The organism is bacterium, from assembly GCA_030649025.1.
GTDB lineage: Bacteria > Patescibacteriota > Minisyncoccia > JAUYLV01 > JAUYLV01 > JAUSGO01.
Genome location: JAUSGO010000031.1, coordinates 35,501 through 60,226, shown reverse-complemented (window position 1 = coordinate 60,226; position 24,726 = coordinate 35,501). Strand labels below are relative to the sequence as shown.

General features: G+C 50.5%; 27 protein-coding genes and 1 tRNA gene. 26 read left to right on the top strand and 2 right to left on the bottom strand.

What is annotated here, in order from left to right:
* The first annotated feature begins 56 nt into the window (after positions 1-56).
* The 18 genes from Q7S09_04705 to Q7S09_04620 all read left to right on the top strand — a co-directional run bounded on the left by Q7S09_04705 (position 57) and on the right by Q7S09_04620 (position 13,609).
* Positions 57-839 carry a metal ABC transporter permease gene (locus Q7S09_04705; GenBank protein MDO8558455.1) on the top strand — a complete coding sequence of 261 codons (783 nt, stop codon included), beginning with the start codon at positions 57-59 and terminating at the stop codon, positions 837-839.
* A gap of 43 nt (positions 840-882) precedes the next feature.
* The gene (locus Q7S09_04700) at positions 883-1,383 is read left to right on the top strand and encodes a ribonuclease H-like YkuK family protein (GenBank protein ID MDO8558454.1); all 501 of its coding nucleotides are present in this window, start codon (positions 883-885) and stop codon (positions 1,381-1,383) included.
* A 68-nt stretch (positions 1,384-1,451) separates the two neighbouring features.
* On the top strand, positions 1,452-1,670 hold the full coding sequence (locus Q7S09_04695; GenBank protein ID MDO8558453.1) for a GIY-YIG nuclease family protein: 219 nt from the start codon (positions 1,452-1,454) through the stop codon (positions 1,668-1,670).
* Positions 1,671-1,755: 85 nt separating this feature from the next.
* Positions 1,756-2,328: a ribonuclease H-like domain-containing protein gene (locus Q7S09_04690; GenBank protein MDO8558452.1), complete on the top strand. Its 573-nt coding sequence runs from the start codon at positions 1,756-1,758 to the stop codon at positions 2,326-2,328.
* Entirely contained in the window at positions 2,325-2,576 is a 252-nt protein-coding gene (locus Q7S09_04685; protein ID MDO8558451.1) for a hypothetical protein, read from the top strand. Before Q7S09_04690 ends, Q7S09_04685 begins: the two co-directional genes overlap by 4 nt.
* Before the next feature lie 10 nt (positions 2,577-2,586).
* Complete coding sequence (locus Q7S09_04680; protein MDO8558450.1) at positions 2,587-3,117, top strand: PH domain-containing protein; 531 nt, start codon at positions 2,587-2,589, stop codon at positions 3,115-3,117.
* 137 nt (positions 3,118-3,254) lie between these two features.
* Positions 3,255-3,815 carry a LemA family protein gene (locus Q7S09_04675; GenBank protein MDO8558449.1) on the top strand — a complete coding sequence of 187 codons (561 nt, stop codon included), beginning with the start codon at positions 3,255-3,257 and terminating at the stop codon, positions 3,813-3,815.
* A 122-nt stretch (positions 3,816-3,937) separates the two neighbouring features.
* Positions 3,938-4,237, top strand: a complete 300-nt coding sequence (locus Q7S09_04670) for a hypothetical protein (GenBank protein MDO8558448.1) — start codon at positions 3,938-3,940, stop codon at positions 4,235-4,237.
* 6 nt (positions 4,238-4,243) lie between these two features.
* Entirely contained in the window at positions 4,244-5,152 is a 909-nt protein-coding gene (locus Q7S09_04665) for a M48 family metallopeptidase (protein MDO8558447.1), read from the top strand.
* 32 nt (positions 5,153-5,184) lie between these two features.
* The gene (locus Q7S09_04660; GenBank protein MDO8558446.1) at positions 5,185-5,811 is read left to right on the top strand and encodes a hypothetical protein; all 627 of its coding nucleotides are present in this window, start codon (positions 5,185-5,187) and stop codon (positions 5,809-5,811) included.
* 173 nt (positions 5,812-5,984) lie between these two features.
* Positions 5,985-6,072: transfer RNA gene (locus tag Q7S09_04655), tRNA-Ser, on the top strand.
* 157 nt (positions 6,073-6,229) lie between these two features.
* Positions 6,230-6,625, top strand: a complete 396-nt coding sequence (locus Q7S09_04650; protein ID MDO8558445.1) for a hypothetical protein — start codon at positions 6,230-6,232, stop codon at positions 6,623-6,625.
* Between the two features lie 19 nt (positions 6,626-6,644).
* The gene (locus tag Q7S09_04645) at positions 6,645-8,972 is read left to right on the top strand and encodes a hypothetical protein (GenBank protein ID MDO8558444.1); all 2,328 of its coding nucleotides are present in this window, start codon (positions 6,645-6,647) and stop codon (positions 8,970-8,972) included.
* A 30-nt stretch (positions 8,973-9,002) separates the two neighbouring features.
* Complete coding sequence (locus tag Q7S09_04640; GenBank protein ID MDO8558443.1) at positions 9,003-9,491, top strand: hypothetical protein; 489 nt, start codon at positions 9,003-9,005, stop codon at positions 9,489-9,491.
* Between the two features lie 104 nt (positions 9,492-9,595).
* The gene (gene dnaG / locus Q7S09_04635) at positions 9,596-11,392 is read left to right on the top strand and encodes a DNA primase (protein ID MDO8558442.1); all 1,797 of its coding nucleotides are present in this window, start codon (positions 9,596-9,598) and stop codon (positions 11,390-11,392) included.
* Positions 11,393-11,417: 25 nt separating this feature from the next.
* The gene (locus tag Q7S09_04630; protein MDO8558441.1) at positions 11,418-12,602 is read left to right on the top strand and encodes a sigma-70 family RNA polymerase sigma factor; all 1,185 of its coding nucleotides are present in this window, start codon (positions 11,418-11,420) and stop codon (positions 12,600-12,602) included.
* An 81-nt stretch (positions 12,603-12,683) separates the two neighbouring features.
* Positions 12,684-13,004: a hypothetical protein gene (locus tag Q7S09_04625; protein ID MDO8558440.1), complete on the top strand. Its 321-nt coding sequence runs from the start codon at positions 12,684-12,686 to the stop codon at positions 13,002-13,004.
* A 350-nt stretch (positions 13,005-13,354) separates the two neighbouring features.
* Entirely contained in the window at positions 13,355-13,609 is a 255-nt protein-coding gene (locus Q7S09_04620) for an SWIB/MDM2 domain-containing protein (protein ID MDO8558439.1), read from the top strand.
* A 129-nt stretch (positions 13,610-13,738) separates the two neighbouring features.
* Here the strand turns inward: Q7S09_04620 and Q7S09_04615 are convergent, their stop codons facing one another.
* Complete coding sequence (locus tag Q7S09_04615; protein ID MDO8558438.1) at positions 13,739-14,329, bottom strand: hypothetical protein; 591 nt, start codon at positions 14,327-14,329, stop codon at positions 13,739-13,741.
* Between the two features lie 187 nt (positions 14,330-14,516).
* Here Q7S09_04615 and Q7S09_04610 point away from each other — a divergent pair, with 187 nt between their 5' ends.
* Complete coding sequence (locus Q7S09_04610) at positions 14,517-15,071, top strand: YjbQ family protein (protein ID MDO8558437.1); 555 nt, start codon at positions 14,517-14,519, stop codon at positions 15,069-15,071.
* Positions 15,071-15,985: a 4-hydroxy-3-methylbut-2-enyl diphosphate reductase gene (gene ispH / locus Q7S09_04605; GenBank protein MDO8558436.1), complete on the top strand. Its 915-nt coding sequence runs from the start codon at positions 15,071-15,073 to the stop codon at positions 15,983-15,985. The genes Q7S09_04610 and ispH overlap by 1 nt, the downstream gene beginning before the upstream one ends.
* A 253-nt stretch (positions 15,986-16,238) precedes the next feature.
* Here the strand turns inward: ispH and Q7S09_04600 are convergent, their stop codons facing one another.
* A complete protein-coding gene (locus Q7S09_04600) occupies positions 16,239-18,539 on the bottom strand; it encodes an ATP-dependent RNA helicase (protein ID MDO8558435.1) in 2,301 nt (766 codons plus the stop codon).
* Between the two features lie 451 nt (positions 18,540-18,990).
* Here Q7S09_04600 and clpB point away from each other — a divergent pair, with 451 nt between their 5' ends.
* The 6 genes from clpB (at position 18,991) to Q7S09_04570 (ending at position 24,726) form a co-directional block, all read left to right on the top strand.
* Positions 18,991-21,603 carry an ATP-dependent chaperone ClpB gene (gene clpB / locus Q7S09_04595; GenBank protein ID MDO8558434.1) on the top strand — a complete coding sequence of 871 codons (2,613 nt, stop codon included), beginning with the start codon at positions 18,991-18,993 and terminating at the stop codon, positions 21,601-21,603.
* A 683-nt stretch (positions 21,604-22,286) separates the two neighbouring features.
* Positions 22,287-23,456 carry an exodeoxyribonuclease VII large subunit gene (gene xseA / locus Q7S09_04590; protein ID MDO8558433.1) on the top strand — a complete coding sequence of 390 codons (1,170 nt, stop codon included), beginning with the start codon at positions 22,287-22,289 and terminating at the stop codon, positions 23,454-23,456.
* A gap of 36 nt (positions 23,457-23,492) precedes the next feature.
* Positions 23,493-23,813: a hypothetical protein gene (locus Q7S09_04585; protein MDO8558432.1), complete on the top strand. Its 321-nt coding sequence runs from the start codon at positions 23,493-23,495 to the stop codon at positions 23,811-23,813.
* Between the two features lie 4 nt (positions 23,814-23,817).
* The gene (gene xseB, locus Q7S09_04580) at positions 23,818-24,048 is read left to right on the top strand and encodes an exodeoxyribonuclease VII small subunit (protein ID MDO8558431.1); all 231 of its coding nucleotides are present in this window, start codon (positions 23,818-23,820) and stop codon (positions 24,046-24,048) included.
* Entirely contained in the window at positions 24,032-24,406 is a 375-nt protein-coding gene (locus tag Q7S09_04575; GenBank protein ID MDO8558430.1) for a hypothetical protein, read from the top strand. The genes xseB and Q7S09_04575 overlap by 17 nt, the downstream gene beginning before the upstream one ends.
* Before the next feature lie 80 nt (positions 24,407-24,486).
* The gene (locus tag Q7S09_04570) at positions 24,487-24,726 is read left to right on the top strand and encodes a glutaredoxin family protein (GenBank protein MDO8558429.1); all 240 of its coding nucleotides are present in this window, start codon (positions 24,487-24,489) and stop codon (positions 24,724-24,726) included.

Sequence of the window (24,726 nt, the reverse complement as noted above, 5' to 3'; positions counted from 1 at the left end):
TATAGGTGCCATCAAAATCTCTATAAGCTATAAGCTATCAGCTATAAGCTTTATGCGTGCCAGAATTTCTTCCTCCAACCTCACCATTGGTTCTTGCCGCCGCGATTTCGGTCGCCGTGGGCGCCTCGTTTCTTGGTGTTTTTATGATTTTGCGGCGCATGGCGCTTGTGGCGGACGCATTTTCGCATGTGGCCCTCCCGGGCATTGCGCTGGGGCTTCTGTTCGGCGTTTCCCCTTCGCTCGGCGGGCTCCTCATGCTTATACTCGGGGTTCTGCTTATTGTCAGGCTCGAAACCCGCCACAACATAGCTCCGGAAACCGCGCTGGGTGTTATTTTCATGGTTGCGCTGGCAGTAGGGCTCTTGCTCATTCCGGAAGAGCATCTTCTCGAATCCCTTTTTGGAGATATCACGAAGCTCACGCGCTCATCCGCTCTATTATCCCTTTGCGGAGGCATACTCGTCACGATTGCAACATGGCTTTTGGCGCGGAAGTTTGCGCTCCTTACGCTCTCTGCGGAGCTGGCGCACGCGAGTGGCATTGCGCTTGAGCGTACGCGCTTGCTGTTTTTTCTTATCATTGCCATTGCGGTAGCTCTGGGCATTCAATTTATGGGGGTACTGCTGATGGGGGCGGTGCTCGTGCTCCCTGCGGCGATCGCAAAAAATTTCACGCCAAATCTGCGCATCATGTTCCTTGGCGCTTCCACCGTCTCGGTGCTCTCCATGATCGGAGGACTTGTCTTTGCGGAACGTTTTGAGGTTCTACCGGGCCCCGCGGTGGTTATTACGCTTGTCGCGATTTTTATCTTGTCGCTTTTTACGCGCCGGCGCACCTAAAGACCATCTTGTCTAATCATCCCCATTCCACTATACTAATGCCATGTTTTCCGATCTTTCAGTGTTCACAAGTCCCACCAAAGGAGAGCTGGCGTTTCCGGGCGTTATTAGAGAGGTGTCGGAGTTTATTGAGGAAGAACCGTCCCGTGCCTACAAACTTATTGTGGGAACGGATTCCTCCGAAGCGCGCGAGGAGACGGATTTTGTAAGCGTCATCGTGGTACATCGCATTGGCGCGCGCGCCAGATATTTTTGGATAAGAACGCGCCAGAATCGTATGCCCTCGCTTCGGCAGCGCATCTATCACGAAGCATCGCTTTCGCTGGCTTTGGCTCAAGAACTTACCCAGGGCGTTGGAGAATCATTGAACGGGTATCTCACAAGCGGCGTCTGCCAGCTTGAAGTGCATGTGGATATTGGCCAGTTCGGCGCTACGCGAGACATGATCAAAGAAGTCGTAGGCATGATTTTAGGCAACGGCTTTGCGGTCAAGATCAAGCCGGAATCCTATGCAGCCTCCTCGGTTGCGGATAAGCACGTATAAGCTTGTCTGAAATTCGGAGCGCCTTGTCGCGAACGAATTTCAGCAACAAGCTCTTTACCCCGCCCTCTATGCACTACACGTACGTGCTACATCGCAAAAAGGGTGAGTGGTACATTGGGTATACAAACAATTTGCCCAGGCGTCTTGCGGAGCATCAGAAAGAGTGGCCCTGCGAACTCATATACTATGAAGCCTATCAGGCAGAGAAAGTGGCCCGAGAGCGCGAAAGAAAACTGAAGCACTATGGGAGTGCGTGGCGAGCTCTCAGAAAAAGAATCATCCTCTAAACGCTTAGAGGGCGGGGTGCTCAATGTGATGGCTAAATTTTCACGCCTCGCATCGAGCTCGGCTTAAAATTTAGATCACATTGGCATGGCCGAACTTGTTCTGGATCTTGAGACAAAAAAATCATTTGATGACGTGGGAGGAAGAACCAACTTTCACTTGCTTGAAGTCTCTTTGGTGGGTATCTACGATTATGCAAAAGATGCCTACAGGTCATTTCTCGAAAATGAGCTTAAGGATCTTGAAGAAATGCTCCGGCGAGCAGACCGCGTCATCGGGTTTAACATAAAGAATTTTGATTACGCGGTGCTTCAGCCCCACGTCTCTATCAATCTCAAAGCTTTGCCGACGCTGGATATTCTTGAAGAAGTCGCAAAAAATCTTGGTCACCGCGTAAGTTTGGACAGCATCGCTTCCAAAACCCTGGGAGAACGAAAGACCGGAGACGGCCTCAAAGCATTGCGGCTTTATAAAGAAGGAAAGTTGAAAGAGCTTGCGGAGTATTGTCTGCAGGACGTGAAGCTTACCCGCATGGTGTATGAATATGGGGCTCGGCACGGAAAGCTTTTATTTGAAGATCGTTTTGGCGAGGCCCGCGAGGCGTCGGTTTCCTGGAAGAAGACCCCGGCGCATGAAGCGCCACTAAGACTGCAACTATGATTATTGTCGTTTTTTTTCTTGTCGCATTTCTTGCGATTCTCTCGTGGAATGCGGTTATTCTTTGGTATTTAAAAAAATATATCGTGGAAGATGATCGCGTGCATCACAGCATGATCGCCGTTTTCACCGGCGGCAATGCGGTGTTCGTGGCCGTCATTATACTGCTCTTTCTGCGCGTTTCATGGAACGATGCCGCCTCAAGCATCGCGGATGATCTTACGGTCCAACTGAACAATATTTTCCGTTAAAATATTTTATTTGTTCAAGCATTTTCTCGGCCAACACGAAAAGGAAACGATCATTGCGGTAACCCGGCCGCACTGGATTGTGTTTTTGGGGTCGGCAGGAACTTCGTTTATCCTGGTGCTTGCCGTGCCGCTAGCCTTGCTGCTTCTGAACATATCAATTCCGCAGATTTTAGAAGGAGCGGCGCAAGACATCCTGTGGCTTCTGGCTGCGCTTTGGCTGTATGCCGTCTGGGCCTTTACCTTTCTTTCATGGTCTAAATACTGGTTCGATGTTGCCATTATCACCACGGAACGGATCGTGAAGATCGATCAGCATGATATTTTTCACCGTGAAATATCGGAATTTCTCATTTCGCGCGTACAGGATGTGCGGGTAGAAATTAAAGGAGCCCTGGCTACGACATTGAAATTCGGAGACCTGGTCGTGGGAACCGCCGGCGAAGGCCCCGCCTTTACCTTCAAAACCATTCCGCACCCTGAACGCGTCAAGGACATTATTTTATATCACCAAAAAGCAGGAAGCACCGGGCAAGTTCCATAGGGCGGTAAAGCCGGAGAGCATTTAAATCTAGCCCGGAGTCTCAAGGTGCGCCTCTGTTGAGGCTTTTTTGCTAGACTTTCTTCCATTTGGTATACTGATGTTGGGGTATTTTACAGCATTAACATAGTTAAAAATATATGAATATCTGGTACATACTCATTGCGCTTATCGTTGTTCTCCTACTTTGGTTTATTGCCATGTATAACGGCTTTATTCGCTTGCGCCAGCGAACACAGGAAGCCGAGTCCGACATCGAAGTACAGCAAAAACGCCGGTACGATCTTATCCCGAATTTATTGGAGACGGTGAAGGGATACGCCGGTCACGAAAAGGGGGTTTTTGAGAAAGTGACGGAAGCGCGGACGCGGGCGATGCAGAGCGGCGGTACGCAAAACAAAGAGCACTTGCAGGCCGAGAACATGCTCTCCGGAGCCCTAAAGACCCTCTTTGCGGTCTCCGAAAATTATCCGGACCTGAAAGCCAATCAGAATTTTTTGGAGTTGCAGCGCGAACTGACCGATACGGAGGATAAGATCCAGGCCGCGCGGAGATTTTTTAACTCCGTGGTCATGGAGCTGAACACCAAAGTGGAATCCTTTCCTTCGAATATCGTCGCCGGATGGTTTGGGTTTGCCAAAAAAGAATTTTTTGATCTTGATAATCCCGCAGCCAAAGAGCCGGTGAAAGTGAAATTCTAATGCAAAATGTAAATCTCAAAATGTAAAATTGTTGAGGCATGAAGGTTTTACGCGTAAAACCTTCACAAGACTCCAAAATTTTGATTTTTGACTTTTGAGTTTTAAATTTAAGCGAAGCGCTTATGGGTCTATTCAACAATCCGCCGTCTCGCGTTGTTTCGGAAGAAGAATTCGAGAAGGTGCTAAGTGCGGTCTCCCGCAAGCATCGCGGTGTTCCTCATGAGGAATTTCAGAAAATACGGGCTATGGCGGCCGGGTATCTGAATGAACATGGGCAATTCCGGGGCATGGACGAGAAAGAACTGAAGCAGTTCCTGGGAAATGTTACGCCGGTCATCGATAGGTCATACCGAGGTATGCTGAAGACGCTTGATGTGGAATTACAAAAGGCGTTAGGCGGAAGGTATGGAAGTTTTCTTTAGAAAAGCATGCCGACTCTTTACCAACAAGCCGAATCGAATATCCATAAAACCTGGCTTCTCATAAGCCTTTTTTTTGGTTTTGTCATTATGCTCGGGTGGCTGTTCTCTCGGGTGTACGGAAGCCCGGAAATATTATTTTTCGCGGTCATGTTCAGTTCCGCGATGAGCATTGCATCTTACTGGTGGTCTGATAGAATTGTCTTAGCGCTTCATCAGGCGCGTCCCATCGAAAAGAAGGACAACCCGGAGTTTTACCGTATTGTTGAAAATCTTGCCCTGACGATGGGGCTTCCCATGCCACGGCTCTTTATGCTCCCGAGCCACGCTCTGAACGCCTTTGCAACTGGGCGAGATCCGGCGCATGGGGTGGTAGCGGTGACGGAAGGTATTATGCGGACGCTTGAAAAAAGCGAGCTTGAGGGCGTGTTGGCGCATGAGATGAGTCACATTGGCAATCGCGACACGCTTGTGTCTACCGTTGTGGCGATATTGGCCGGACTGGTGGTTCTGCTTGCCGATTGGTTCTTCCGGTTTTCTTTCTTTGGAGGAAGAGGACGACGTGACAGGGAAGGAGGGGGCAGTGCCGGCATTATTTTCCTGGCGCTTGGAATTCTTTTTGCGCTTTTGGCCCCGCTTGCGGCACAGATGATACAGTTTGCGGTATCGCGCAGGAGGGAATTTTTGGCCGATGCTGCGGGAGCCTTGGTCACGCGGTATCCGGAAGGACTTGCGCGAGCGCTTGAAAAAATATCTTACGCGCCGAAACTCGAGATGGCGTCCAACGCCACCGCGCACCTCTATATCGCTTCTCCCTTGGCAGGGCGCGATGGGCGCGTAAGCTGGTTCGCAAAACTTTTCATGACGCATCCGCCCATCGAAGAGCGTATTGCGGCATTACGAGGAATAAAAATTTAAATCTCTAATTTATTTCACTAATCTCAATGGATATGGACATCAATCCTCCACAACAGAATTTTCGTCCTCCTTTACCGTCTTCATCCCCGTCCTCTCCCGGTTCCTCGCTGGGGGACATGTGGAAGCAATTCCAAAAAAGCAAGATCTTCCCTGTCGCAAGCATTATTTTGGTTGCCGTCATCATTCTTGGCCTCGGTTTTGCGGTGGTGGGGCTCATCAATCGGCTAAGCCCGGAGAAAGACAAATTCGCTCCCGTGAAAGGTCCCGAAAATGTCGCCTACACCGTTGCGGGAGGAGCGGAATTAAAGCTTGATGTATTGAAGGTAGAGTACCGCGATACCTATAATGATCAAAAGCCGATTGCTCCGGGAAGAAAATTTGTCGTAGTGAGCTTCGAGATCCTTAATGTCGGAAAAGGGCCCTCGGGTCCTTTCACGAATGCCGATATGCGCCTCATCACCCCCGATGGGTCCATTATGCCGCCCGCGGGATGGTCGAGCGAATTCCTGAATTATGGAGTTGGTGCCGGTGCCACAAAAAAAGGAGAAGTCATTTTCGATATTGATGAGCGAAACAGCCAGCAGGCGCTTGCAGGCTACACAATCGCATTCGGCCAGAACCCCGGCTCTCGGGCGATGTACCAGCTGACACCGCAGTAGCAAAGGACCCCCTTGGAGAGTGGGGAAGTCTTTTGGGTAATGGTTGTAAGACGAGGGGACGGAGGGTTCTCATAATGGGCGGAATCTGAAGGTTTTCAGATTCCGCGGGTTGCTACTTTGTTTCTAATGGATGAGAGGCGACCCAGGAACTAGTGCGCTTATTTTCACATTAAGGAGGCGTCGCATAGCGGTCGAGTGCGCTCGCTTGGAAAGCGAGTATACCGCAAGGTATCAGAGGTTCGAATCCTCTCGCCTCCGCCAGCTAGGTTTTTCAACAGAAAGCGTGCGACCCGCAAGGGGCGAAAAGCCAAAGTCTTGGCTTTTCGCGGGTAGCTACAATGTCTTCAATGAGTGAAAAGCTATCCAGGAACCGCGAGTTCGAACCCCGCACCCTCCGCCGGGCATACGGCATCCACCCATGAATCCTTTTAAAAAGTTTAATATCGAATTGTCTACGCTTCCTGCCGCCTTTTTTATTTTAGCCGGCATTGTTTTTTTTAGGGCGAGGGGCGCTCTTGCAGAAGAGATCTACGACCTCACCACCAAAAACCCTCTGCCATCTCTTTCTTTCTATAGTATTTTTTGTACTGCGGCAAATTGGCTCGTTACCCTCGGACTTATTGTGGTTGTCATCATTATCGGCATTGCGGGCATAAGGTTTTTGACCTCGCAGGGGGACGAGGCAAGAAGGCGCACGGCAAAAACCACGCTTGAAGCAGCTGTCATAGGGCTCCTTGTACTTCTTTTTGCAAAAAGCATTATCATTATCTTCCTGCATTTCATCGGCTTACGGCTTACGTCCATGACGTGTTGATGATATAGTATATTGAGTTATGATGTTTCTTGGTATGCTCTACAATAAAAGAATTTTAATAGCCGGCGCAATTCTTTTAAGCGTGCTTTTGGCGCACGCACCCAAGGAAGCTCTAGCCCAGGATATCGCCGCGGTCTGTGAAGGGAGTACTGCACTAGAAGCAAGAGCAGATCCGCTCAATCCCGTTCAAGACGCGAATGCTGTCAGTATTCTTCTCGAACCCATAAAAGAGGTATCGTTAGGTGGCGGAGGAGGCTCCAGTATTTTAAGCTCGAATGTTATACCGATTGTAGGCATAGTTCTTACTACCATATTCGTTACCTACAAACTCATCAGCTGGTATTTAAATAATAGAACGCCGCTTGAAGGACCCGGCGCCCTTACTGTAGGTCCACAAGGATACGCCATGGTCGGCTTCGGTTTCGGGTCGGACGATAAAGAATGCATGACCAATGTCTATGAAGGAGAATTGCAGCCCGGTGGCGCGATAAAATATAACCCTACGGGATTGGGACAACTCGGAGCACAACATGCCAGAATGTGCAATTCAGGAGACTTGCCCGACAGGAAGGACTATGAAGTTTTTGTGCCAAGAGACAAATATGCCGTCGGATGGCGCTTCACTCCTTCGCGCACGAGCGGCGGCAGGGGTTATGATATAGATGATATGGATGATGGGTCTCCTACACTTCCCTGCTATTTTCAGATATTCCGGAAGGTTGATAAGGCATCGGGCACGCTTATAGGGCCCTTGCTTGGCTGGAGCGGCAGGGGATTGGATAATCTTAGCCCGGCTGATTACAACGGTACCTGTGATGAACGTGACTATAGAGGCGGCATGGATCTCAAAACCGTGCGGCTTGTAAGCGACCTGCCCGATCCCAACAAGAATGCGCGGAGCGAGAGTAATAGATGTAAAGCATCGGGAAGCAACAGCGGATGGTACAATGAGTGCCAATACTCCGCGCCGGTAGTGGATATTACCGATCCCAATCTGCCTCCTTCCCGGCGGATCATTTACGGAATTAAATTCTCAATTGACGATGATGCGGGAATAGATGGATTATGTCTTGCCTACAACGTGACGGGACGCATCATCGTGCGTTCCGTAAAGGCCGAGGCTCCGGATACGGAGCTGGGGCTTCCCTTCATTCTCCAGGGCCCCTCGCCGTATGAGCGCAAAGAGAGCACCGCGGGAGCTCCGGGTACAGCAACAACAACCCCCGCCTTGGCCTTTGACGATGATAAGATGGAACTTGGTTCCTACACGTTGAGCGTGCCGCCGGGCACCGAATCGCTTTTTGCCAATTACACCTGCAAATTGCGCCTTATCGACCAGAGCTTTGATATGGGACAAGATACTATTGCTCAAGGCTTTGCGCCGGGAATCGTAAACCAAAGTTTTGCGCAGGGAGGGGGCTATTATCCGACCTATTCTCCGGGGGGAACCTATGACCCGAATTTTACGCCGGGGGGAACCACTGATCCAAACTCTTCTGCGGGCACTCCCGGACTCGTTGATATCACAGATGAGAAGCCGTGCACCGAACTACTTAATGGGACTCTGGATGCGGTGCGTCCCACAGAATTTCTTATAGAGTTTACCAAAATCCCTTGTATTCCGAAGACCTGTAGCACGGTCGCTAGCGGTGGAGCCCAGTGCGGTGCGTGGTCCAACGGCTGTGATGCCTGTATTCCCGGCGATCCAAATCCGGATAACCAGACCGGATGCCTGGATTGCGGCACCTGTTCTGGAGAGGGCGAGGTATGCACGGCAGAAGGCAGATGCGTATCAATACTTGATGCCTCATGCCGCATGTCTCCAAGCCTTATCAGCGAAGACGGAACGGCAGATTTCAGCATTAACGTTTCAAACGGCACGGAGCCTTATTCGTGCGCATGGCATTCGGACAGCCCCCTCATTGACGGCAAAAGCACATGCGCCTTTAACCAAACATTTCCGGATCCCGGTATTTACAACGCAACGGTTGATGTTACGGACAGTTCCAGTCCCCAGAAAGCCAATACGGCTTCCTGCACGCTTACGGTGGAAGATATTGTGGGACCCACAGCGCCTCCCGTCAGCGGCGTTCCCGATTACTCGCTCTGCGAAGTGTATAAGGTGCTCGTCCGGTACGGTATTCCCTCATTTGCCATTCTTATCGTGCTTGCGGGATTCTCCCTTTTCCTTTCGCTTGGAAATCCCGCGCGGGTTCAAAAGGGCAAACAGGCGCTTGGGGCGGGAGTCTTGGGGCTTTTGGTGCTGCTCCTTGCAAAGCCTGTTTTTGTCTCAATGATGACGTTCCTGGGATTTCAGGTATATGTGTGCGGACAATTAGTTCCTTAGAAGCTGTTAAGTTGAAAAACAAATTCAGTTATGCGTCGAAGCGCTATTCCCATTATTTGCGGCATTGTACTTACGGGTGTTATATATTACACGCACCCCATATTTTTTGGGTTGTACAGGGATTTTATAGGTAGCAGAAAGGAATCGGATCCGGCAGATTTATCGGGCTTTACCCTGCCAAAAGCAGGAAAGGATATTCTTCGGCTTGGCACCCTTCCCGAAGCCTTCCCCCGGATATTTATTGCGCCTTCAGCCCAGCGGGGGTTTTCGGCGGAAGAGACGACCGCTTTTACCGGAGCACTCCAGCAAAGCGTCGCATATCGCGCCTCCCTGCCGCTTGAAAAACTGGAAACTTTTTATCTTGAAGTTTTTAGGACACAGGGCTGGACGCTTGGTTTCAGAACATCCGGGGAAGGATATACGACGCTTCGGGGCACCAAAGGGCTTGCATCGGTCCATGTGGTTCTTTTTGCCCTTTCGCAAAATGAAACGAAAGTGAGCGTTGTGTATGCCCGGTAGTGAACGTAAAATGAGAATTTTTTGATTACAAGAATTTTCTGGAAGAAAATTTTGATTTTTAAGTTGTAGTTTTGACTTTTATCTTTTGAGTTTTACTCACGAGTATGCTTTCCCCATCCGAAGAAGTAAAAAATCGCCTTGATGTGGCCGATGTCATCGGGGGCTACATGAAACTAAATCAGGTCGGAGCAAACCTAAAAGGGCTCTGCCCCTTTCACCATGAAAAAACCCCATCGTTTTATGTTTCGAAAGACAAGCAGATATGGCACTGCTTCGGATGCGGCCTCGGGGGAGACATGTTCTCGTTCGTGATGAAAATGGACGGCGTTGAATTCCCCGATGCTCTGCGTATCTTGGCCGATCGAGCCGGCGTTGTCCTTAGGCAGGAGGATCCACGGGTGCGGAGCGAGCGCGCGCGCATGTACGACACTCTTAAAGCCGCCGTTGCGTTCTACCAGGAAACATTGGCTAAGGAGACGGAGCGCGAGATACGAGAATATCTTATAGGTCGGGGAGTAGCCACCGATACCTCCGAGAACTTCAGGCTTGGATATGCGCCGAGCGCTTCATGGGACGGTCTTTTGCGTCATCTTAAATTCAAAGGGTTCCGGCCGGAGGAGATAGAACACGCGGGGCTTGCCATACGGACGGAACGGGGAGACTGGAGAGACCGTTTTCATAACCGCATCATGTTTCCGCTTTTTGATATTCAGGGAAATGCGGTCGGGTTTTCCGGACGGCACTACGAGTCTCGCCATCCGGCAGGGTCTTCCATGACGCCGGCAAAGTATGTAAATACCCCGGAAACACTCATATATAGCAAAAGCAGGCTTCTTTACGGTCTGGACAGGGCTAAACAGGCTATCCGGGAAAAAGACCATGCGGTGCTTGTGGAAGGTCAGTTCGATCTTCTCTTGTCCCATCAGGCCGGCATCCTGCACACGGTTGCGACATCCGGTACCGCGCTTACCCAGGAGCACGCCAGACTCCTTAAGCGGTACGCTTCAAATGTTTCGACGGCTTTCGACAGCGACGAAGCAGGGATCTTGGCAACCAAGCGCTCCGTCATGCTTCTTTTGTCTTGCGATATCGCGGTCTGCATTATCCGCATCGAAGGGGGAAAGGATCCTGCCGATCTGGTTTTGCAGGATGCATCAAGCTGGCTTCGTGCGGTTGAAGAGGCAATGCCCGCAATGGATTATTACCTGCAGAAAGCTTCTTTTGTAAGCGATACCAAAACGCCGGAAGGCAAGCGCAGAATTACCGACGATCTTCTTCCTTTTATCCGCATTTTCCCCAACCCCGTCATGCAGGGCCATTATTTGGCAAAACTGGCAGGATCCATCGGCGTTGAAGAGCGTTTTTTACACGAGGCGATGCAAAAGATTCCCCAAGAACATCGAAGCGAGCCATCTCAAACTTCTTCCGTTCCTGCTCAAATTGTCCGAAGCCGATGGTCGGACATAGAGGAATTTCTTATTGCGTTCCTTGTGAAGTATCCCGATGCGGGCCGCCTTCTTGCCCAGCACCTCACGCAGGACCTTTTTTCTTCGGAACATACGCGCTCGCTCTTCCTTCATATTATACCCAGCATACAAACCGATTCTTCCAAGGAAGCGCCGGATGTTGTTTCGGAAGAATTCCAGATGCATCTGGACCAACTTTTGCTTAAGGCGGACCGTTATACCGAGACGCTTCCGAAGATCAATCCCGTAAAAGAAATGGAGGCGTTCATCCATGAACTTTCGCTACGCAAGCTTCGTGAGCGCCTGAGAACGTTGGGCCAGGAGGTCAAATCCGCGAATGTCTCGCTGCGCTCCGTGATCCTTGAAGAATTCACCCGGGTATCCGGCGAGTTGCAAAAACGCGAAAAACAGAGTATGATAGCCGCCCCCCGGTAATCTCTTTCGAAAATTTCAACAACATATGAAAAAGAAGCAAAAAAAGATCATACGGAGCCGAAAGGCGCATGCGACGCGCCGTTCTCAAAAACGCCGTAGCGCGAAAAAACGCGAGGCACGCATAAGCCTTGACCGGACGCATATTGAGGAGTTGCTGCGCCGCGGCCGCGAGAGAGGATTTGTTACGGAACTGGAAGTCCTCCATTTCGTGCCGAATGCCGAAGAAAACGTCGAGGATATTGAAAAACTGTATCGGGAACTTGAGACGCAGAACATTGTTATTAAGGAGACAAGGGGATTTTTTGATACATTGCCGAAGAAGGGCAAAGAAGGTGCCGTTCCGAAGGGAAAAAAACGGGACGCCGGGGAAGCGGAGGGAGCTGCGCACGATTCCGTGCAGATGTATTTGCGGGAGATTGGGCGCGTGCCCTTGCTGAAAGGAGCTGAAGAGGTGGAGCTTGCAAAACTCATTGAAAAAAACGAAGAAGCGGCCCGGCAGAAACTCACCCAGGCAAATTTGCGTCTGGTGGTATCCATCGCCAAGCGCTATGTGGGAAGAAGCCAGAATCTTACGCTCCTGGACCTCATACAGGAAGGCAATATTGGCCTTTTTAAGGCCGTGGAAAAATTCGATTACCGGCGCGGATACAAGTTTTCCACGTATGCCACCTGGTGGATAAGGCAGGCGATCACCCGCGCCCTTGCCGACCAGGCGCGCACCATCCGCATCCCTGTGCACATGGTAGAAACCATTTCCAAATATACGCAGGTCAAACGGCGGCTTCTGCAGGATCTGGGAAGAGAGCCGCTCGACGAGGAATTATCGAGCGAGATGGGAATGGCGCTTGAAAAGATCCGCCAGATTAGAAAAATTTCCCAGGATGTGGTATCTTTGGAAGCGCCGGTCGGAGAAGGAGAGGAGGATTCGACGCTGGTGGAGTTTATTGAAGATGAAAAGGAGACCTCACCCGTTCAACAGGCGGCACGGAAGCTTCTTAAAGATCACCTCAACATCATCGTCAAGGATTTAACGCCCAGAGAGCAAAAGATCCTGCAGATGCGCTTTGGGCTTGAAGACGGCATCACACACACCCTGGAAGAGGTTGGAAAAGAATTTGGCGTAACGAGAGAGCGTATACGGCAAATTGAAGCAAAGGCCATTGAAAAAATCCGCCAGCACGTAAGTCTGCGTAAATTGGGCGGATATTAGGTGTTAAAAATTATGTACAACGCTATGCTCCGGCGTAGCGCAGCGGTAGCGCAGGGGACTGTGGCTATTGGCTGGCTTTATATGGCAAAGGTCGAAAAACGCACATACCGTGATCGTGCGGAATACCTGAAGAAAGCGGTTGCAAAGCGCAGAAGGAAACTCAAGATGCTTGCGGTGGAGTACAAAGGAGGAAAATGCCAAGTATGCGGATATAAAAAATGCATCTGGGCACTTGATCTACATCACCGCAACCCAGCTTCTAAAGAGTTTGCAATCGGTGACAAAGGTTATACGCGCTCATGGGACGCTATTAAGCGGGAGCTAGATAAATGTATATTGGTGTGTGCGAATTGCCATCGAGAAATCGAAGCCAGCTTTACGCAGCTTCCTAAGGAAACTTAGGAATGAACTCTCTGGGATAACGGTGAAGCCCTTGTTCGCAAGAACGGGTAATACCGTGGGAACCTGCCTCAATTTTGCAAAGCAAGACTTAGGTGGGGCGCCGTAGAGACTAGATACCAGAGCACCTAAAGTCCGGTTATAGTCGGATCATGGTGAAGATATAGTCCGCGCCTCTACGAAAGCAGAGGATCACGTGTAATCCCTTGGTCGCAGGTTCGAATCCTGCCGCCGGAGCACAGCGTTGTACAAACATGCCTAATTCTCTTCCACCGAAGTGCCATGGTAAATTTAAGTGTAATCAGGTATAATGAACTCACAGATAATTAATAATTATTAAGTAATATCAATATATGGCGCAAAAAAATTCAGCGTTCATGAAGCCGATGAGTGTCAGTAAGGAGTTGGCCGTCGTAGTCGGCGAGGGGCCAATGCCCAGATCGGAAGTTGTTAAAAAGCTCTGGGTGTATATTAAAAGCAAAAACCTCCAGGACCCTGCCAAGAAACGCAATATCAATGCTGATGCGGCTCTGAAGGTAGTATTCGGCGGAAAGGCGACGGTTGATATGTTTGAGATGACAAAACTCGTCTCCAAACATCTTTCCTAGAAACAGATTCTCGCATCCCTTTGGCTATCGGAAGAAGAAAAGCGCCCCACTGGGGGCGCTTTATGTTACCCGTGTGTGCGGATCTGGAAATTAAAAAAATCTGGGCAGTGTTGCCCAGAAAAGAACGTATCAGCGTTCCGGAGTTAATGTAATTTCCGCATATTTCACGCGACCAAGTTTGAGCACCCTTGTGGCTTTTTCGAGCACATCGGGGTGATTGTGCAGCGTTTGCTCCGTGTAGGCATGGTCGCCGATGATCACTCGCTTGATTTGACTGGAACCATCCGGTTCAAACTCTGCCAAGACGGAAATGGACCCTGGGTCAGAAAACGGCAATGGCATCAGAAACAATGAAGCTTCTTCGGTATATTGAGTTCGTTGGTACCGAACGGTGCTTATCCGGCCATGCAGGAAAGGCCCCGGTGCCCTGATTTCAGACACAGCCCCATCTTCGTATGTGACCGAGTGGGTGAGTAGTGGCGCAACGAAACCGTACATTCCCCATATAAAGAGAAAGGCGGCAAGCAAAACCATTGTGATCAAGCCGAAAACTGCTCTTATCATTGAATGTCTCCTCCGGAAGAATTTGTAAAAGACCTTCTGCGGCGCATACGGCAAGCCTTTTGAATTTGTGCGCCCGAAAGGACACTGTAGCACGCTGCCACCTTTTTTTGCAAGCGCGCAACGGCAACGAAAAAGAGCGGAGGGTGCTCCGCTCATAACTTTTCGGGTTCCTCATATCAAAAAAACTCCTCTTTGTCCAGCAAGAGTTTTGTTAAGAGCCGAGGTGGGGGGGTGCCAATGCAATAGGTATCGGATCTCTAACGGGGTTGACTTCCGGCATTTTTTATCATAAGCTTTTCATACCTTACGCACATTTACATCATAAATCACAGGAGGAAAAGATATGCCGACTCGCCAGAAGCGGGAAACGGGCCACATGACGCTTAATGTCGGGCTACATGAACTTTTACCAACGGAGTTTGAGCACATCAAATTCATTGACCTGACCCCTCATCTGAACGGCGTGATTAAGCATCTTGAAATCCAGAATGGCATTGTTAACATCCAAGTGAAGCACACCACGGCCGGTTTTCTGCCGATGCTTTGTGTGCAGGAAAATGAAGAAGGCCTTGTACGGCATGATCTGCCGGAGTTTGCTCTGGATTTCATGCGAAAAATTTTTGCATGGGGCGAGGGTCGGAATTTCGTTCATGATCGGGAAGAACGGATACAGTCTCTTGGCGGCACGGAGCCGCGCAATGCGTTGAGCCATCTCTTGGCCAGAACCTTTCCCTGCTCGGTGCCCGGCGAAGTGAAAGACGGCTCTTTGCATTTGAACGTCCATAAAAATTTGCTGGACCTGGGAACGTACCAATCCGTCCTGCTTTTCGTGGACTTTGACGCGGCACCCCATCATCCCGGAAGAGAGATAAGTATTGTGGTTGAGAGGAGGCGCTGATGACCCACTTATTGCGTACTGTTACGCTTGCCCGGACCGCGGGGTTTTGCTGGGGGGTTGAGCGCGCCATAGATGGCGCAAGAGGAGCCAAAGACATACGGGGAAAAGACGGCCAGAACTTTTTTGTTCTTGGGAACCTTGTGCATAACGCGGTTGCCGTCGAAGACCTTGAGCAAAAGGGCATACGCGTGACAGAACATATGGAAGAAGCGAAGGGAAGCACGCTTTTTATTACTGCGCACGGCCGCAATCCGAAAGATATTGAGCAGGCCAGGGATCTACTCGGCGATAAACAGGTTATTGATATGACCTGCCCTATCGTTAAAAATCTTCATGCGATGGCGCTTGAGCTCAAGAATGAGGGAAGGAAGATGGTGCTTATCGGCATCCGTTCGCGCCATCATCCGGAGGTTGCCGGAGTTATCGGCGTTCTTGAGGGCGAGGTACATGTTGTTCAGTTTCCGGATGAAGTTACATCTCTTCCATATGAAGCACGCGAACCGATAGGCGTAGTAAACCAGACGACGTTCAATGCCAAAGAAATTGACCGTATCCTTGAAGCGCTCCACGCACGGTTTGTGAATGTGAGATACATTCCAACCATGTGCGACGATATCTCAAAAAAACAAGCAGAGCTCCGCGAACGGGGAAGAGCGTTTGACGCGGTCATCGTGATAGGAGACCCGCGAAGCGCAAACTCGACGCATCTTGCGGAAATTTCCTCGAATGAACTGCAAAGGCATACGCTTTTTATTCTGCGCGATGAAGAACTTCTGAAAGAAGATCTTGACGGGGCGGAGCACATCTTTGTCACTGCCGGCGCCTCAACGCCGTCATCCTCCATAGAGAGCGTATTGCGGAAACTCGAAGTTTTCGGCTTCGCGCGTAACGACTCCTGGGATGTCCGATCTTAACACTAAAACACCAACTCGCTTGAGTTAAGGTGTTTTTTGATATTTTTTCCCCGCCAAGGCGGGGGTACAAAATGAAACCCCGCACTAAGCTTTTCTTCAGACATTTGCAAGTGATGTCCAGAGCCGAAGGCGGATTCCGAGACTCATATAAATATCTGTTCGCGGACGTTATTCGAGTTTTAGTGCGGGGTATGCCCCTCTGTGCCAATAAAAATAATCGGCTCGGGATGTTTTCCGAGCCGATGATGCTTACTTACTTCAACCGCGCGCCCCAGTGTCTAGCAAGATTGTCCAGAGCGCTTGGTTGTATACTCGCAGCTGTCGCTTTTTCTCCTTCGTGTTCAGGAAGATTGAAGACCTTGAACGCCGTCCTCGCGTACTTTCTACCGATAAAGTCCTCGGTAGTACAGTAGTAGGTCTGTTCTTCCTCAACATCGTAGTGAGACCAGGTCTTGTAAGAGACGCCGTTCAGTTCGGCAACCATGTTGTCGAGGGAGCCAAATAAGCCGGGTGCCTTTTTGAACGTAAGGGCAATCATCCCCTTGGCAGTAGCTTCCCGTATCCGTTCTTGCTGAATCCGAGCAGCTTCAGGTATGGTGATTTTGCTTTTCGCGTATCCCACGATCTGGTCGCGAAAGAGAACCGGCTTTTTCGCCACCACCCAATCCTCACCAGAGGTGTAGGAATCGAGTATAGGTTCGCCGAACTTGTAAAGCGGGGGTGCGATATCCGGCAGCCACTCCGGTTTCACTGCCGTGCAACCTCGTGCCCAAACCTTAGTTGTGCGCACGATTTCGCAAGCCACCACCCAATGCAGCCCCATGTTGCCGAATACGGCTGAGCTTGGATGAATTGCCACCTCGCTGTTTGTACGAAGCACGCCTCTGTACCATTGCCGAGACCGGTGTTCGAAAAGGTTGTAAGCCAACCCTACCGATACCGCTTTGGCAATGGCGTCCTGATCCTTGCTTTCCGTAAGTTCCATCCCCTCGCGGGAAAGGATCTCGAAAAGCTGGGTTCGGATCTTCACCACCTCCTGCAAGGCTTTTGCGTTCAGAAAGTTACCGAAGCACCAGGAACTGGAAAATCCAGCTTGCTCGTAAGCTCGCCAGACTTTCAGGAACGTGAGTGCGTCGGAACTTGGTACCTTCAGTCGGTAATGCGCGGCATCGGCTTCAACTTCCTTTTCCTTTGGTCGGACAAAGATGCTCCGTACCGACAGAAACGCCGCGATTGTAGAGACGTCCTTGACGCAGTTGTGCTTGGCCGCTTCAAGAAGCATGCGGGCAATGCGCGGTTCCAGGGGAAGACGCGCCATGGATTTTCCCGTCTCGGTAAGACCTTTCTTCTCCCGGAGAATTGCTCCGAGTGCAATTAAGGTCTCGTACGCTTCAAAAAAGGCCTCTTTCTCCGGCGGATCAATGAAATCGAATTCCCGGATATCCTTGATGCCAATGTCCTCCATGGCCAGAACCACGCTTGCAAGGCTGGTTCTGCGGATTTCAGGTTCGGTAAACTTTGTCCGCGCCTGAAAGTTTTCCTGGGTGTACATACGGTAGCAGATACCCGCCTGCGTTCTTCCGGCTCTGCCTTTGCGCTGCTCGCATCCGGCTTGTGAATGTTCCACGACGTCGAGGCTTTCGATGCCGCTTTCGGGGTGAAAGTTGGACTGTTTGACGAGTCCCGAGTCGACTACACATACGATGCCATCGATGGTTATCGATGTCTCCGCGATGTTCGTCGCAACCACCACCTTGCGTTTCCCGGGGTAGGCAGCAAAGATTTTCTGCTGCTCCTCTTGGGAGAGGGCGGCGTAGACGGGGATGGTCACGAGATCCGAAAGATGAAGCTCTTCCAAGCCTTCGATGACCGCATGAATGGTGTCCTGTCCGGTCATGAAGACCAGAATGTCTCCAAGACTTTCCTGTTCGTGGATCTCCCTTACTTTTCCAACAACGGCATCCACCATCTTTTCTTCCGGGATGTTTTTCTCTGACCACGCGGTGGTTACGGGAAACATCCGGCCGGAAACGTTGATGACGGGAGCGTTGTCGAAGTAGCGCGAGAACTTACCTTCGTCGATCGTGGCAGAAGCCACAACGACCTTCAGGTCTTTTCTCCGCTTCAGAAGATTTTTCAAGAGGCCGAGAGCAAAATCGATGTTCTGGCTCCGCTCGTGAGCCTCATCCACAACAATGATGGCATACTTTCTCAAGTCCGGGTCCGACTGGAATTCCCGAAGGAGAATTCCGTCAGTCATAAACTTGAGCTGGGTGCCGTCGCAGGACGTGTCGTCGAAACGGACTTGGTATCCGACAAGACCGCCAAGCGGCATTTTGAGTTGCTTGGCAACAAACTCGGCGGTGGAGATCGCAGCGATGCGCCGCGGTTCCGTAATGCCGATGATGCCATCTTTGGCAAACCCCGCGTGGTACAAATACTGCGGGATCTGCGTCGTCTTGCCGCTCCCGGTTTCGCCGACAACGATGGTGACCTGGTTTTGGAAAACTGTTTCGATGATCTTACCGCGCGATTCCAGAATTGGTAATTGCATTCTTTTCTCCCACAGGCAGACATAGATCGCGAAAGCGACCGCCTTGTCTACTTGCGCGCACTGCGTGCACTTCCTCGAATAAGAGGCTTTGTAGGGCAAGGCCGCCCATGGTCTTTGTCAGTACGAGTTAGCACGAGATTGTAAAAAAGCTACGAATATAAATTGTATAATTATCTTATGCTCTTGTCAAGTACTAAAGGATATGCTATAATTCCAAGCGAGAAGCAAGGCGGAAGCTTGCTTACGCTTTCTTGGAGCGCCGGAATTATATCGAATTTTTCAAAAATTCGATATAATGGCATTAAAAAAACCCATTATTGAGCCATTATTTTACATCATACTTACCAACCAAGCATTTTTTCCGAAATACCAACAAAGCAGATTATTAAAAAAATCCATCCCAAGCTCTATTTAGGCATTAGACATTAGAAATTTTCAGTATATGCCCGTCATGGACCCGAACAGTTTCACGAACAAAGCCCAGCAGGCGGTTGAACAAGCCGCGCATGTTGCGCGCGCCCGGGGGCAGCAGAGCATTGACGCCCTGCACCTTCTTTTTTCATTGGCTTCGGACGCCGATGGTTTTATTCCGCAGATATTTTCTAAAATAGGCATTGACGCAAAAATGATACTTGCCCGTACCGATGAAGCGCTATCCCAGCTTCCGCGGACACGCAATGTTCAGGAGAACGCCGGCAATCAGATGTATCTGACCCAGGAACTTGCCGGTGTATTTGCCGAAGCCGATCGTGCGCGACAGACAATGCACGACGATTACGTTTCTACCGAGCATCTGCTCCTTGGTCTCCTGCGCCAGAAATCCCTTGCCCTGAAGGTTCTTGAAGAAGCCAATGTTTCGGAGGAAGCGACCCTTAAGGCGCTTAAATCCCTTCGGGGGTCGCAGCGCGTGGAATCGCATGAACCGGAATCAAAATATCAGATACTGGAGAAGTATGCGCGGAATCTTACAAAGCTCGCGCGGGAAGGGAAGTTGGATCCGGTTATCGGGAGAGACGGAGAGATTCGCCGCGTCATGCAGGTGTTGGCACGCCGTACGAAAAATAATCCCGTGCTTATCGGAGAGGCGGGCGTCGGAAAAACCGCAATTGTGGAAGGTCTGGCGCAACGTATTGTCGCGGGCGATGTTCCCGAGAGCTTGAAGCGCAAAGAGCTTGTTGCGCTTGATCTGGGAAGTCTGGTTGCCGGCACGAAGTTCCGCGGGGAATTCGAAGAGCGGCTGAAAGCCGTGGTGAAGGAGGTCACGGCCAATGAAGGGAAGATCATCCTTTTTATAGATGAATTGCACATGCTTATCGGCGCAGGCGCAGCCGAAGGCTCCATTGACGCTTCAAATCTCCTTAAGCCGGCGCTTGCACGCGGGGAACTGCATGCCATCGGGGCAACCACCATCAAAGAATACCAGCGCCATATTGAAAAAGACGCGGCGCTGGAGCGACGCTTCCAGCCGGTTTTGGTTAAAGAGCCTTCGGTGGAAGATACGATAGCGATCTTGCGGGGACTCAAGGAACGCTACGAGGTGCATCATGGCGTGCGTATTACCGACCGGGCGCTTATCGCGGCCTCGGAACTCTCGCACCGCTACATAGCCGAACGATTCCTTCCAGATAAAGCCGTTGATTTGATGGATGAGGCTGCTTCATTCATTCGGCTGGAAATTGACTCAATGCCGCAGGAACTCGATACGGCTTCTCGGCGCATTACGACGCTTGAGATCGAGCGCGAGGCGTTAAAAAACGAGCAAAAACTTCTTGGACGGAAAAAAGACAAACGCATACAGGAACGGCTTGAGAAAGTCGAGAAGGAAATTGCCGATACGAGAGAGAAGGTCAAAATCCTTGAAGCGCAGTGGCATAAGGAAAAGAATATGATAGCCGAGATCCGGAAAGCCAAGGAGGAACGCGAAAGGCTTCGTGCCGAAGCCGAACGTCATGAGCGGGAAGGGAACCTGGAGAAGGTTGCGGAGATCCGCTATGGCCGCCTGCCCAATGTCGAAAATAAGCTAAAAGACCTCGATAAAAAACTTTTTGATCTTGAAAAAAAACACCGCTTTTTGAAAGAAGAGGTCGATGAGGAGGATATTGCCCGCGTGGTGGCGCAATGGACCGGGATCCCGGTCACCAAACTCCGAGAAACCGAATCCATGAAACTCTCGCTCATGGAAGAGATCCTTGGGAAACGCGTTATCGGACAGGATGATGCGGTGCGGAGCATCGCGGACGCCATTCGCAGAAGCCGGGCGGGCCTTGCCGAGGCCACGCGGCCGACCGCATCGTTTATTTTCCTGGGGCCTACCGGCGTGGGAAAGACCGAGCTTGCTCGTGCCCTGGCGGAGTTCTTATTCAATGATGAAAAAGCTTTAATACGGCTTGATATGTCCGAATATATGGAACAGCATGCCGTATCGCGCCTCATCGGCTCTCCTCCGGGCTACGTCGGATTTGAGGAAGGGGGACAATTGACCGAAGCGGTGCGCCGCAGGCCCTACAGCGTAGTACTATTTGATGAGATCGAGAAAGCGCACCCGGAAATTTTTAACATTCTCCTGCAGGTGCTCGACAACGGAAAACTCACCGATGCCAAAGGCAGAGCGGTGAATTTCAAAAATACCATTATTATCATGACCTCAAACCTTGCGCAAAATCTTTTCATGGAGGGTGTTGCCAAAGACGAGATCAAGGAGGAGGTCGGACGGGAACTTACAAAGCATTTCCGCCCGGAGTTTTTAAATCGCATCGATGAAGTCGTGATATTCAACAACCTCACACCCCGCGTGATAGAGAAGATCGTGGACGTGCAGGTGAAAAGGCTTAACGAGCGTCTACAGGATAAACAGGTAAAACTCGAAGTTTCCACGGCAGCAAGGAAATTTCTTGCGGGTATGGGCTATGATCCGTCGTATGGCGCGCGTCCGTTAAAGCGCGTTATGCAAACGGTCATTATGGACCCCATGGCGCGCGAGATCATAGAAGGCAAAGTGAAGGAAGGGGACACGGTAGAGGCCGACCTGATAGGCGGTAAAGTGGTGATTGTGTCCAAGAAATAGGGTCGGCACGAGAGTTTTTTTAAAAAGCCCGGATTGTCTCCAGGCCTTTTTTGCGTAAAAAAATTTATACCCGGCGTGTCATGAAGACCACGCCGGGTTTTTTACCCAACAATCCGCCGCAAGGCGGGGTTTGGCCCGGAGGACGGGGGTTTCTTTCCCCGTCCCGTCGGGCGCTTCAAAAAGGCCGAGTCGGGAGTAGCACTCCAAATGACAAAAGGATAAACGGGATACTCTCCGCGAATTTACCGGGGATAGCGCCCTCTGTAAAAAAAAGAGATGGTGGGCGATTCTTCCCCTTGTGATGGCCCCCACAGGAGGCGGCATGCGCGCAATCATCAAGCGAGGTTATACTGGATTTCACGGCGTTCCCAGTTCCGGAGCTGGAATTCAGCGTTATCCCCCCTCACAAAAATTGGGGAGGCCAATACTTCCTCGAATCAGCCGCTTTTAGTCGGGGCATAAAAGAACTCAGCCTCACGATGTCCATTATACTATCTCTTTAAATTTTGTCAACCCCCTCACCTTTAGTGCGTATATGGTACGCGTGGGCATATAGCAAGAAGTGTATTTCCAAGAAAATTCTTCTCCTGCTTTAGATGCTGTTCGCGGCGCTTTGCGCCGTCAACGCACTAAAGGTGTGGGGGTCAAGTTCCCAAATATGGTATGATGTTTTTAGGAATCTTATGCTGCTTGATGATCAAAAAATCTATACGGTAGCCGAGCTTAGCAACTTTGTGAATGCGGAACTTTCTGAAGTGATGGTGCGAGTTCGGGGAGAGGTTTGCGACTTCAAACGCTCGCAGAACGGAAAGTTCATCTACTTCGATCTCAAGGATGAGGCGGCGCGCATGAATTGTTTTATCATGGCATTCCAGTTGCGTACGGAATTGGAAGACGGCATGGAAGTTCTCGTAACCGGTTCTCCGGGTCTCTATGTTCCCTACGGAAAATACACGTTCCGCGTAAAATCCATTGAGCCGGTCGGTGAAGGGGCGCTTAAGCGCGCTTTTGAAATTATGCGGCGGAAGCTTGAAGCGGAGGGGTTATTTTTGCCCGAGCGTAAAAAAACCCTGCCTCGCTTTCCGGAGCGGATCGGACTTATCACCTCGCGTGAGGCGGCGGCGTATTCTGATTTTCTGAGAATTCTCAACAACCGCTGGGGCGGCATTGAAATATCGTTCATGAACGTGCATGTGCAGGGTGCTAAAGCCGAGGAAGAGGTTGTCCGTGCGGTACAGTATTTTAACGATCACATGCCCGTACCCGATGTTTTGGTTGTGGTACGCGGGGGAGGGTCGCTAGAGGACCTTGCGGCATTTAACACCGAGAGCGTTGCGCGGGCGATCTTCGCTTCAAAAATCCCGGTGGTGGTTGGCGTCGGGCACGAGCGGGACATTACTTTGGCGGATCTTGCTTGCGATCTGCGGGCGTCTACGCCCTCAAATGCCGCCGAGGTTGTAACACCTTCTCGCGAGGGAGTTCAATTCGAATTGGATACGTGGGAAGTCGAACTCGGAAGCTTAATACAACGGCACGCACGTTTGGCATCCGAACGCCTTGGGGAGGCGATGAGGCGGCTTGCGCGGCCGCTTCTTGAAAAGATAGAAAAAGGAAGAATGCTTTCTTCAAGATTGCAGACCGCTTTTTCGGGGCGCATGGAAAAGTATCGTCAGGAAATACGGCGCATTTCCGATCTGCTCAAAACGCTCAATCCCCGCGGAATTTTAGCCCGGGGCTACTCCATCACCAGGAAAAATGGTAGAGTGATAAAAGATGCTTTAGAGCTTAGTGCGCATGAAGAGGTCGAGACGCTCCTTGCGAAAGGGAAGTTCGTATCCATAGTGAAAGAATAGCAGGTTCTACAAAAGGAATATTAGGATTTTTATATCATGCCCTATCTTTCATTTTCCCTTTCGCTTTGGTCCTCGGTGCTCTCGGCGATGAGTATAATAACCCATCTCTTGTATGGCGCGGGCATGATTCCCGTACAGAGCCAAGGAACTCCTCCGTCCCAGGCCGCCAATGCGGTTGAGGCAACTACACTCTCGGCGGTGCTATTTTTCGCGCCGATTGCGCTAAGTCTTGTGCTGACGTTATTGCGCATAAAAAGAATTGGCCGCGCCGAAGGACTCGGCATCGCCTCCCTCGTACTTAACGGATTTTCTCTTGCATACGGTGCATTCGCTATTTTGGTGTTTTCAAGGGATTAAATATATGCCGATAAAAAGATCAACAACTCCAAAAAGTAAGCCAATGAAATTCAAAGAAGCGTTCGAACGGCTCGAGCGTATTGTCTTGGAACTTGAAGGCGATGAGGCCGACGTTGAAGAGGCGATGAAAAAATACGCGGAGGGGCTGCAATTGGTGCATTCGTGCAAAGAGAGGCTGGAGGAAGTTGAAAATGAAGTGAAGGAAATTAAAGAGCGCTATGCCCACAACGAATGAGGCATCACTGCAATCAACGACAAGTGCGGTAGTCGGCTCCTCAGGCCACGTCATGGAGCCGGTTGCCCGCATGATAGAAAAAACCTGGCCGGCTCGCCGTACGCTTTCTATTATTGTATACCGCCGCGCGGACAGAGAGGACGTCCTTGCCGATCTTGTGGCGGGGATCATACGCGAGCTTGGGGTGGAGCGGGCGGTCAGATTTCGCGTTCGCTCGTGGATATTCTGGTGGTTTTTCCCTCTATGCAAAGGAGCTTCCCGTCCTCCCATTCTCGAAATTGATGGGAAGGTGTATAGTCAGGGGATGGTGCCGGAGAAAGAACAGCTTAAACGTTATATACATTCGTTGCTCGTGTAGTTTTTTAATCATGATTATCCAGTTAACGGGTTAGCGGGTTGCGAACTCGCCAACTCATTAGCTTGTTAACCCATTACCGTATGCCAACAATAAATATCTATTCAACGCCCACCTGCGTCTATTGCCGCATGGCAAAGGAATTTTTTGATCAGCATAAGATTCTCTACACGGATCACAACGTAGCCCAAGACGCTTCTTACCGGGACGAAATGATCCAGCGCTCGGGACAGATGGGCGTGCCGGTCATTGATGTAGACGGCCAACTTATCGTGGGATTTGATAAGGCGCGCCTTATGGAGCTTTTAGGAATAAAAAATTGA